Genomic DNA, 11289 nt, shown 5'->3' with positions numbered 1-11289 from the left:
TATCATTACTTCAAATTTTCGAAATCAAAATTTCATGTAGTTAGCTCATTTCAAAACCAGCTATTTTAATCCATAAAATTCCTGAATTTGCTATTTTTTAATTTTTACATTTATAATCACAATTTTTGAATTGAAGATAATCAAGTTGTATGAACTTTTTACAGTTGCCTACAAATCACTTCCCTTTGTACGATTAAAATGATTTCTCTAAAAATTAATTTATTGATTTTAAAACATTTATAAGACCCCTATAAAATAAAATTATTTTTCGAGCGGTTGATCAAATTTTGTTATTGAGCGACTCATAATATTCCAATTATCAATCTGTTTTAAATCCCAATTAAACGAGACCGCAATTAAAAATCGAAATTATTAGAAGTCTGTACCGCTAATAATTCTATCATGTAGTAAAGGTATCATTACCATTTTTATCAAGTTAATATGTGAATATTACAACTACTAAAAGAGATTGTATAAATTCTTTGTTCTAATTAAGTTGAACTTTGTAACATCGCTTTTTTATTCTAAAACAATTTTCCATGCTGCATTAATTTGCCGCGTGCAAAACAGAATTACAGTATTTTCAATTAAATAAATTGAAAATAGCATTAGCAATACGTTTTATTAATTCATTTAAAAACAAAAAAATGGCTATTCAAACCGTTAATCCTTTTACAAATAAAGTTGTACAAACATTTGACGAAATGACAGATACAACAATTGATGTGTTAATAGCACAATCAGAGAAAACATTTTCAACTTGGAAACAAACAACTTATAAACCACGTGCCGAGATCTTGCATAAGGTGGCTTCATTGCTGCGAGAGCACAAAGAAAAGTTAGCTGCAACTATCACCTTAGAAATGGGTAAATTAATTGCTCAAGCCGAAGGCGAAATTGAATTAAGTGCGGCTATTTTTGATTATTATGCAACAAATGCCGAAGAGTTTTTAGCCGATAAACATTTAGATCCCGAATTTGGGAGTGCTTACGTTCGTAATAGTCCTTTAGGTGTTATTTTTGGGGTGGAACCTTGGAATTTTCCTTTCTACCAAGTGGCTCGATTTGCGGCGCCAAACCTTATGGTAGGAAATACGGTTCTTGTAAAACATGCTTCTATGGTTCCGCAATGCGCTGCTGCGATTGAAGATTTATTTACGCTGGCTGGCGCGCCAAATGGACTATATACTAATTTATATATATCAGGAGAGAGAGCCTCGGCATTAGTTTCAGATAAAAGGATAAAAGGCGTTGCATTGACTGGAAGCGAGGCCGCAGGAGCTTCTTTTGCCGCCGAAGCTGGAAAATATTTAAAAAAATCAGTACTCGAATTAGGCGGTAATGATGCTTTTATTATACTTGAAGATGCTGATATTGATAAAGCAGTTGAGTGGGCTGTTATAGGACGTATTAACAACAATGGCGAATGTTGTGTGGCTTCAAAACGATTTATTGCAGTTGAAGCTATTGCTGATGAATTCCTTGAAAAATTTACAGAAAAAATGGAAAACCTCATCGTAGGTGATCCAATGGATCCAAAAACTGAACTGGGTCCAATGAGTAGCGAAGAAGCAGCTGTACATATTATTGATCAAATTAGAGAATCAGTAGATGCTGGTGCTACGATTTTAATAGGCGGAACACGGTCTGATAGAATAGGAGCTTTTGTAGAACCAACAATATTAACCGACTTAAAACCAGGAATTCTGGCTTATCATGAAGAGATTTTTGGGCCTGTTGCCTCTTTTTATAGAGTAAAAGATGAAGCAGAGGCTATTGCTCTAGCAAATGATTCTGATTACGGTTTAGGTTGTTCTATTTTCACGCAAGATATAAATCGAGGGGAGAGTATTGCAAGTAAGATAGATGCTGGTATGGTTTTTATAAATCATCCTACATGGACACAAGCCGATTTGCCATTTGGCGGAACTAAAAATTCAGGTTACGGGAGAGAATTATCAGAGTTAGGCATACACGAATTTGTGAATAAGAAATTAATTCGCGTCAGCGGACTTTCGGATCCAATGTAAAAATCAATAAAGTAAAATGGTAGTGCAGTTTTTGAGCTACCATTTTTTTTTTTATAGAGCACGTATAATTGTTGTGATAATTTGAACCTCTTCGCTATTCTTTATAAGATCAATAGTTTTGCAAAACGAGATTAAAATAACATAAATTTAATTTTGAAAATATGAAAACTGACAAACTTTTTACACCAAAAAAAATAGGCAACATCGAACTAAAAAATAGTATAGTGATGGCTCCCATGACTAGATCGCGCGCTATTGATAATATTCCTAATGAGTTAATGGCTCAATATTATCAACAACGATCAGCAGCTGGTTTAATTATTACCGAAGGCACTTCGCCATCAGCAAATGGTTTAGGATATCCCAGAATACCTGGGATTTTTAATGCTGAACAAGTCGAAGGCTGGAAAAAAACTACTCATGCAGTTCATGAAAAAGAGGGTAAAATATTTGTGCAGTTGATGCATTGTGGTCGAATAAGCCATCCTTTGAATATGCCTAAAGATGCAACGATTTTTGCGCCTTCTCAACTAAAAGCTGCTGGAGAAATGTACACCGATGAAAAGGGGTTACAAGAATTTATTGTACCAAATGAAATGAGTTTGCAAGATATAATTCATGCTAAAACCGAATATATTTCTGCCGCAAAAAATGCTTTATTTGCTAATTTCGACGGTGTAGAATTGCACGGTGCAAATGGATATTTACTAGAACAGTTTATTTCACCAATAAGTAACATTAGAACTGACGAATACGGGGGAAGTATCGAAAACCGTTGCAAATTTGTACTAGAAACTGTAGAAGCGGTTGCACACGCAATTGGAAAAGATAAAACAGGTATTCGTCTCTCTCCTTACGGTGTGGCAAGTGATATGCCGCATTATTCTGAAATTCAAGAAACGTATGATTATTTATCTAGAGAATTGAATAAACTTGATATTGCTTATATCCATCTAGTTGATCATTCCGCCATGGGTGCGCCAGAAGTTCCACTTGAAATAAAAAAGGTGATTCGGGATAATTTTAAAAATAATCTAATTCTCTCTGGTGGCTATGATATCGATCGTGCAGAAACAGATTTGGAAAGTGGATTAGCTGATTTAGTAGCTTTTGCTAGACCTTTTATCAATAATCCAGATTTGGTGAATCGTTTCAAAAACAATTTGCCTTTAGCTGACAATCTCGATGAAGAAACTTTTTACACTGCTGACTCAAAAGGATATACTGATTATCCAATATATAAAAGTAAATTTTAGTACCAGATAATTTTTTGGCTAGTTAAATAATTAAGCTTTTAAAAAGCAATTTTAAACGCTTATTTGTTTGATGGGTTTATGATAAGACTATCAGCGAATTATTATTTTATTAACTCATTGATTTTAAGTTTTTTAATAAGAAATACATGTGAATATTGCAACTTATTTATATAATAATATAATGCTTTTGTAGCCTATTCAAATGACCTTTGTTGAGAAATTTACTTCTGTGATGAGATTTTAAATACGCACAAATGTAAATGGTCACTTTAAAAATAATATAAATTGAAAAATTATTAATTATGAAAGTAAAAATTGGAATTACGGAAGCGCATTTAAAAAATGGTATCTCAATGTTAAGTTCTGCTTTAGCAAATCAAATGACTTTGTACGTAAAATTAAGAAAATTCCATTGGAATGTTTATGGACCAAGTTTTATGGAATTTCACCTTTTGTTTGAAGGGCAATATAAAAAATTAGAAAAAGCAATAGATGAAACTGCCGAACGTATTGGAAAATTAGGTGGAAAAACTATTGGAACCCTAAAAGAATTTGCTGATCTAACGGTAATTAAGGAGTCTCCAAATGAATATCCTGAGCAAAAAGATATGCTAAAAGAATTAATTGCTGATCATGAAACTATGATTGTTCAAATGCGCAAAGATGTTGATAGTAGTGAAGAGGACAATAAAGATACTGGAACAGCAGATTTCCTCACTAGATTGATGTTAGACCATGAAACAATGGCTTGGAAGTTACGAAGATATTTAGAATAAAATTATTATTTAAAAACGTAACTCATACTTATTGAATCTAGATTAAACTATAAAAAGACAAACGATGAAAAAAATTATTTTATTGTGTTCATGCTTAGCATTTACACTCCTAACGCAAGGTCAAACCGAAGATAAAAAATGGAATATTGGTCTTCACGGCGGTGTCACCCAGTATCAAGGTGATCTTGGAAACAATTTTTATAAAACTGATAAAGCATATTACGGCTTTGGAGGAATTTCTGTTTCCAGATACTTAGGTCGTTACTTTGATTTAAATTTTTTGGCATCCAAAGGAACAATAGGCTATAACGATGGTACTGCAAGAAGCTTCAACACTGATTTTAATGCAGTAGCATTAAATTTGAGATTTAATATGACGGGATCAGAATCAATATTGAGACCATACGTATTTGCAGGAGTTGGCGCAATTTTGTTTGATAAAGATTTAAGTTTTGACAAAGATCTAATTGATTATGCGCTTCCTACTGTTGGTGGTGGTATCAATATCAGATTAACTGATGTTATAACTTTAAATTTGCAAGAAACTTTCAGTTTTTCAAATAAAGATCGGAGAGATGGTATTGATGATAACGGGAAAAAAGATGCGTATTTGTCGCATATGGCAGGGCTAACTTTTAATTTAGGCGATAAAAAAGATGCAGATAATGATGGCGTGGGAGATCGCAAAGATATTTGTGCTAATACACCTGCTGGTGTAAGTGTGGATGAAAATGGTTGTCCGCTTGACAAAGATAAAGATGGAGTAGCTGATTATTTAGATAAGTGTCCAGATGTTGCAGGTTTAGCCTCTTTGAATGGGTGTCCAGACCTGGATAAAGATGGCGTAACTGATTCAGCTGATAAATGTCCAGATACAAAATCAGGAACAAAAGTTGATGCGACCGGATGTCCAATGGATACTGATAATGACGGTGTTGAAAATGGAATTGATAATTGTCCTGATGTTGCTGGTTCTGCAAGCTTAAATGGCTGTCCTGATGAAGATGGAGATGGAGTAGCTGATAATGATGATCGCTGTCCTACCGAAAAAGGAACAATAGAAAATAAAGGATGTCCTGAAATTGCAAAAAAAGATATTGAAAGAATTACTTATTTAGGAAGTAAAATTTTCTTTGAAAATAACAGCGCTAAATTAAAGGTAGGTTCATTAGTTCAACTCGATGAATTATTAGCTATAATCAATAAGTACGATGCGTCCAATTTAACAATTGAAGGACATGCTGATAGCAACGGTAGCGATGCTTTAAATCTAGAATTATCTCAAAAACGCACGGAATCAGTAAAAGAATATTTGACCCAAAAAGGAATTGCTGAAACTAGGATTACCGCCATAGGTTTTGGAGAAACCAAACCTATTGCAACAAATTCAACAGTTTTAGGTAGAGCAAAAAATAGAAGGGTAGAACTGAAAATGAGTTACTAAAATAAGAAAGTTAGGTTTGGTTTTTATTTAGTTAGTTGAGGGCTGTTGGGAACAACGGCCCTTTTTTATATACGGTGGTTGACTAAAATTTACAGCTTACAATAATATTTGCCAAACGTTAATAACAATAATCGTTAACACTCGTAAACTAAAATAGCGCAATCATCAAAAGTTTATGAGATAAAGTGGATTTTTAATCTTTAAAATATTCGCAATACAAAAGGAATAATCGATGTGTAAATAATATAAATTATACTTTTTTTGATGTAACATTTCTTACTGCTTTAAGATTTAATTTTGAGGAGGATTTAATGTGAATAATTATGAATCAATCATTACGCTCTTTTTTAAAACAGCTCAGTAGAATTACTGCTTTGATAGCATTAGTTGCAATTTGTTTTGCATGTGAAAAAAATATTCCTTTTGAAGAATCAACCGTTGTTCCAGCCGCACAAGGTAACGTATCTCTAAAAAAAGATAATAATAATAATTACGCTATAAGTATTAGCATCTCAAATCTTGCCGAGGTTAATCGCCTGCAACCAGCTAAAAAAGTTTATCTGGTTTGGGTCGAAACAGAGGATCGTATTTATAAAAACATAGGTCAAATAGAGAGCGACAAAGGATTTATATCATCTAAACTCAAAGCTAAATTTGAAACGGTCACTTCTTTTAAACCAGTAAAAATATTTATTACAGCCGAAAATGACCAAAATACGCAGCAACCAGCAAAACAAATCATATTAACGACAAAAAATTTTTAGCGGCCATCGTACTTATTGATAGTTTACAAATTTAAGAGCATTAAAATAGTGCAGTTTTAAATTGGTCTAGAGTAAGTGTCGCGAGGATTATTAAGCTCGAAAAGCATTCATTAATAAAATAATTTGCAGGTTGAGGTATGCTTTTGCCAGAAATAAAAACTGTTATGTCTTTGTCAAAAACCTGTAATCGAATTATTTTTATAAATGGAAATAACAAAGCGTAAAGTCATGATTGACAACCATAACGATAAATAGTTTAGTAAAATGTAAAAATAAATTAAATATTGATTTCTAAATGAATACAACATTTGTTGAAAAAAAAGAAAATTTAATTCAGTACTTCAAGGAAATCGGCGAGGATGTGGGGAATGTTACCTTGTTTTCACTTCGTTTTTTTAAAGAAGCGATTCAACCTCCTTACGAAATGAAGGAATTTGTTAAACAATGTTACATTATAGGTTATAAGTCGTTGCCGTTAGTTACTATTACAGGTTTTATAATGGGTTTAGTACTTACGTTGCAATCAAGACCTACGCTTGCTAAGTTTGGCGCAGAGTCATGGCTTCCTAGCATGGTCGCATTATCGCTTATTAGGGAAATAGCTCCGGTTATCACCGCACTAATTTGCGCAGGTAAAGTTTCGTCAGGAATTGGTGCTGAACTAGGCTCAATGAAGGTTACCGAGCAAATTGATGCTATGGAAGTTTCGGCCATAAATCCGTTTAAATATCTAGTAGTGACTAGAATATTAGCAACTACATTAATGATTCCTATACTTGTATTTTACGCTGATGCCGTTGGTATTTTAGGCGGTTATATGGGGATGAATATTCACAGTGAAGTTAGTCTATATCGTTATTTAGCCGAAGTTTTACAATCGATTAAGTTCTCAGATATTTTTCCGGCTACTATTAAAACCTTCTTCTTTGGATTTTTTATAGGAATGATTGGTTGCTATAAAGGTTTCAATGCGGCAAATGGAACTGAAAGCGTTGGAAAAGCGGCAAATTCTGCTGTAGTTACAGCATCACTTAGCATATTCATTATTGATATGATTGCAGTGCAATTAACGGATCTATTAATATAATATGGAAAATGTAATTACAAACAATAAAAATGCTGCTGTTGCAAAAGCGACTATTCCTGTTATCGAAATTAAGGACTTACATCTATCATTTGGGAAAAATGAAGTGTTAAAAGGAGTAAATCTTACTGTGAAAAAAGGCGAAAACCTTGTTATTTTAGGAAAGTCAGGTTCAGGAAAATCAATTACTATCAAATGTATTGTTGGTCTTATCCAAGTTGATAAAGGAGAAATTAATGTTTTTGGTACTGATATAACCAAACTAGATAATACCGAGTTGAACAAAACAAGAGTTCGTATTGGTTTTCTTTTTCAAAATGCTGCTTTATACGATTCGATGAGTGTTAGAGATAATTTAGGTTTTGTTTTAAAACGTCATTCAGTAGAGCTTTCAAATAATGAAGTTGAGGAGCAAATTAAGGATATTCTTGAAAGCGTTGGTTTAATCGAAGCTATTGATAAAATGCCATCTGAATTATCAGGCGGTATGCGCAAGAGAATTGGTCTTGCACGAACTTTAATTCTTAAACCCGAAATCATTTTATACGATGAACCTACAACTGGATTAGATACAATCACCTCAAGGGAAATAAGCGAGTTAGTAGTAGAGATTCAAAAAAAGTATAAAACTACATCAATCATAATTACACATGATATGGCTTGCGCCAAATTTACAGGGAACCGACTGATGATAATAAGAGACGGCGTGATTTATGCCGAAGGAACGTACGATGAATTAGAAAAAAGCGATGATGAATGGGTTCGATCTTTTTTTCTATAAATTTTTAATAATAAGAAAATGAAACAAGAAACTGGATACCAGTGGAAACTGGGAATGTTTGTAATTATAGGTTTAGTGTTATTTATAGGCACGATATATTTTATTGGAAAACAAAAAAATCTGTTTGGATCTACATTTGAATTGAATTCAAAATTTAAATCAGTTAACGGGCTCGAAGTTGGCAACAACGTACGTTTATCGGGAATTAATATTGGAACAATTGACGGAATAGAATTTCTCACTGATTCTTCGGTAGTTATTAAACTAGTAATAAAAGATGAAGTGCGTAAATTCATTAAGAAGGACGCCATTGCCAGCATAAGTTCTGATGGTTTGATGGGTGATAAAGTTTTAACGATCTCAGCAGGAAAAATTTCAAAAATAGTTGTCGAGGATAATGATAATATAGTGTCAAAAGAATCGGTAGAAATGGATGATTTGTTGGTAAGCGTAAAAAAAAGCGTCGATAATGCGGCCATAATTTCAACTGAACTGGCCACATTTAGTTATAATATGAATAACGGAAATGGTGCATTATCTAAATTAGTTTCTGATGAGCAATTTGGTAATAGCATTAAAAAAACAGCTTTAAACCTTGAAAATAGCACAGAGGAATTTAAAAAATTCACAACAAAAATGAACGATGGAAAGGGAGCACTTTCAAAATTAGTTAGTGATCAGCGTTTGGGAAAAGTAATCGATTCATCATTAACGAATGTAAAAACTGCAACGAAAGGAATGAATGAAGTAATTGAAGCGGCAAAGAATAACTTTTTATTGCGAGGTTATTTCAAGAAAAAGAAGAAAGGAGAAGAAAAAAAACAAGATGAACAAGCTGATTTAGAAGAAATTGAAATGAAAAAAGAACTTAAAATTGGAGTCGAAAATGATTCTTTGTGAGTCCAATCGAAAAAGGATCCTTTATGTCACTAATTTAAACAAGGAATAGTTCTGTAGAGCGTTTTTGGAAACACTAACTACATTTATCCACAAAAAATAATTACTATGAAAACAGAGGAACAATTAAACCAAGAAATTTTAGAAATCACCACAATGATACGAAATGAGTATCCAGAACTTATAAAATATTTAGACGAAACACCATTAGCAATTCCGGTTGATAATAGCCCCGACATAAATAATAAAGCTTTGGTGGATTATGCTCAGTCACTAAAAAATATCATTATTAAATATGGTCTTAAACATGAATAAAAGGAACTATGCTTAAAAATAAATTTGCTAAAATCTTAGACTACTCATTTTAAACTGTTGTGGGGAACAGTTTGAGTAGTCTGAATTTAGCTATAAATGAAGCGAAAAGTGTAAAAAGTTCTGAAACAATTTATAAAAATGCGAATGAGCTTTGTAATAAAATTTTCTACTTTTAATTGGTTAGTCTTCAAAATTAAAAGATCTAGAAATAATAAATACCATTCTGCTAGCTTAAAATCGATCTAATAAAACAGTAAAATAATATTAAACAAAATTAATTATCATGAAAAAATCATTTTTAAAATTTGCATCGGTTGCCTTATTAGCAACCACATTTATAACAAGTTGTCAAGATTCAACTAAAAAAGAAGCAGAAGCACGGGAAAATGTTGATGAGGCCAAAACTGATTTAGATGAGGCCAAAACAGAATTAGCCAATGCTAGAAAAACAGCAACAGAACAAGAATGGCAATCATTTAAAGAAAGTACCAACGCTACAGTCGAACAAAATGAAAAACGAATTATTGATCTTAAAATGCAGATGAAAAGAACAGGAAAATCGATGGACGAGCAATACGCTAAAAAAATTAATGATTTGGAACAAAAAAACCGAGAAATTAAAGAAAAGGTTAATACTTATAAGAATGAGGCGAGCGACGATTGGGAAACATTTAAAAAAGAATACAACCGCGATATGGACGATTTAGGTCGCTCGCTGAAAAATTTTACGGTAGATAATAAATAAATACTAAGGCTGTTTTTAAAAGATCAGCCCTTTTAATAATCATTGACAAATGGCTTTGTTATAGCAAACAGGAAACAATAATACCTCATGTGTGAATCTTGTAACATTATAAAAAAGTGTTGTAACAAAAACCCTATGTAAGATGTAGATATTTGTAACGTAATAAATCTACAAAAAAATAACAAAAATGAAAAAATCAAAAAATTTAATTTTCGCAGCTGCTTTAATGAGCCTATTTACTTTCACCAGTGCTCAAGCCCAAGATAAAGTGGCTTCGTTTGGTTTCAAAGGTGGTCTTAACTTTTCAAATCTTTACACAGACAATGTAGATGATAACAATGTGCTTACTGGTTTTAATGCTGGACTATATGCAAAGTTTCCGATAACAAATAGTATAGCAATTCAGCCAGAGATTAGTTATACGACTAAAGGAGCAGAACTTGTTTACAACAATGCATTTGCACAAGGAACGGCAAAATTTAATGTAAACTATATTGAAGTCCCTATACTATTAGTAATGAACGTTACTGAAAACTTTAATATCCACGTTGGTCCGTACGCAGCTTATATGGTAAGTGGTAGAACAACTAATGATTCCAATTTTGGATCTTCACAAAGAGAATTAGATACTAATGATTTCAACAAGTTTGATGCTGGACTAGCTGGTGGCCTTGGAATCGATTTAGATGCATTAAACTTTGGAGTTCGTTATAATTACGGATTAACAAAATTAGGAAAAGACAATGCTTTTTTCTCATCGGATGCTAAAAATAGTGTTTTAAGCGCATACATCGGTTTGAGACTAAACTAAGTGAAGTTATTCATTAAAACTAGAAATCATGAGTAATCTACTTTATACTATTGCCGTAATCTTAGTGATTTTTTGGGCAATTGGATTTTTTGCCTATAGTGTGGGTTCGATCATTCATATATTATTAGTCATAGCATTAATCGCTATACTTTTTAGAGTAATACAAGGCAGAAAAATTTAAATATTAACGACAATTTCTATATTAATAACCATTAAAAACAAACAACATGGGAAATTTACTTTATACAATCGCAGTCATTCTTGTAATTTTTTGGGCGATCGGATTTTTCGCTTTTAGCCTAGGATCTATTATTCACGTGCTTCTTGTTATTGCAGTAATTGCAATTCTTTTCAGATTAATTTCTGGTAGAAGCGTTTAATTTAAT

The 11289-nt window shown here is 32.5% G+C and carries 13 protein-coding genes; all 13 read left to right on the top strand.

Annotated features, from left to right (window positions below; translation table 11 throughout):
* Positions 1-647 precede the first annotated feature (647 nt).
* The 13 genes from BUB42_RS04930 to BUB42_RS16195 all read left to right on the top strand — a co-directional run bounded on the left by BUB42_RS04930 (position 648) and on the right by BUB42_RS16195 (position 11283).
* A complete protein-coding gene (locus BUB42_RS04930) occupies positions 648-2030 on the top strand; it encodes an NAD-dependent succinate-semialdehyde dehydrogenase (RefSeq protein ID WP_073017874.1) in 1383 nt (460 codons plus the stop codon).
* Between the two features lie 161 nt (positions 2031-2191).
* Positions 2192-3286: an alkene reductase gene (locus tag BUB42_RS04925; RefSeq protein ID WP_073017781.1), complete on the top strand. Its 1095-nt coding sequence runs from the start codon at positions 2192-2194 to the stop codon at positions 3284-3286.
* Between the two features lie 302 nt (positions 3287-3588).
* Positions 3589-4062, top strand: coding sequence for a Dps family protein (locus BUB42_RS04920; RefSeq protein ID WP_073017779.1), 474 nt, complete (start codon positions 3589-3591; stop codon positions 4060-4062).
* A 64-nt stretch (positions 4063-4126) separates the two neighbouring features.
* On the top strand, positions 4127-5506 hold the full coding sequence (locus tag BUB42_RS04915) for an OmpA family protein (RefSeq protein ID WP_073017777.1): 1380 nt from the start codon (positions 4127-4129) through the stop codon (positions 5504-5506).
* Between the two features lie 323 nt (positions 5507-5829).
* A complete protein-coding gene (locus tag BUB42_RS04910) occupies positions 5830-6270 on the top strand; it encodes a hypothetical protein (RefSeq protein ID WP_084118286.1) in 441 nt (146 codons plus the stop codon).
* 295 nt (positions 6271-6565) lie between these two features.
* Positions 6566-7357: an MlaE family ABC transporter permease gene (locus BUB42_RS04905; RefSeq protein ID WP_084118285.1), complete on the top strand. Its 792-nt coding sequence runs from the start codon at positions 6566-6568 to the stop codon at positions 7355-7357.
* A gap of 1 nt (position 7358) precedes the next feature.
* On the top strand, positions 7359-8135 hold the full coding sequence (locus BUB42_RS04900; RefSeq protein ID WP_073017775.1) for an ABC transporter ATP-binding protein: 777 nt from the start codon (positions 7359-7361) through the stop codon (positions 8133-8135).
* An 18-nt stretch (positions 8136-8153) separates the two neighbouring features.
* Positions 8154-9035 carry an MlaD family protein gene (locus BUB42_RS04895; RefSeq protein ID WP_073017773.1) on the top strand — a complete coding sequence of 294 codons (882 nt, stop codon included), beginning with the start codon at positions 8154-8156 and terminating at the stop codon, positions 9033-9035.
* 105 nt (positions 9036-9140) lie between these two features.
* The gene (locus BUB42_RS04890; RefSeq protein WP_073017771.1) at positions 9141-9347 is read left to right on the top strand and encodes a hypothetical protein; all 207 of its coding nucleotides are present in this window, start codon (positions 9141-9143) and stop codon (positions 9345-9347) included.
* 283 nt (positions 9348-9630) lie between these two features.
* Positions 9631-10092 carry a sll1863 family stress response protein gene (locus tag BUB42_RS04885; protein ID WP_073017769.1) on the top strand — a complete coding sequence of 154 codons (462 nt, stop codon included), beginning with the start codon at positions 9631-9633 and terminating at the stop codon, positions 10090-10092.
* A gap of 187 nt (positions 10093-10279) precedes the next feature.
* On the top strand, positions 10280-10903 hold the full coding sequence (locus BUB42_RS04880) for a porin family protein (RefSeq protein ID WP_073017767.1): 624 nt from the start codon (positions 10280-10282) through the stop codon (positions 10901-10903).
* A 28-nt stretch (positions 10904-10931) separates the two neighbouring features.
* On the top strand, positions 10932-11084 hold the full coding sequence (locus BUB42_RS16200; RefSeq protein ID WP_139257289.1) for a lmo0937 family membrane protein: 153 nt from the start codon (positions 10932-10934) through the stop codon (positions 11082-11084).
* Between the two features lie 46 nt (positions 11085-11130).
* Positions 11131-11283: a lmo0937 family membrane protein gene (locus tag BUB42_RS16195; protein WP_139257287.1), complete on the top strand. Its 153-nt coding sequence runs from the start codon at positions 11131-11133 to the stop codon at positions 11281-11283.
* Positions 11284-11289: the final 6 nt, after the last annotated feature.

Source organism: Flavobacterium micromati, from assembly GCF_900129585.1.
Taxonomy (GTDB): domain Bacteria; phylum Bacteroidota; class Bacteroidia; order Flavobacteriales; family Flavobacteriaceae; genus Flavobacterium; species Flavobacterium micromati.
This window is presented reverse-complemented; position numbering and strand designations above follow the sequence as displayed.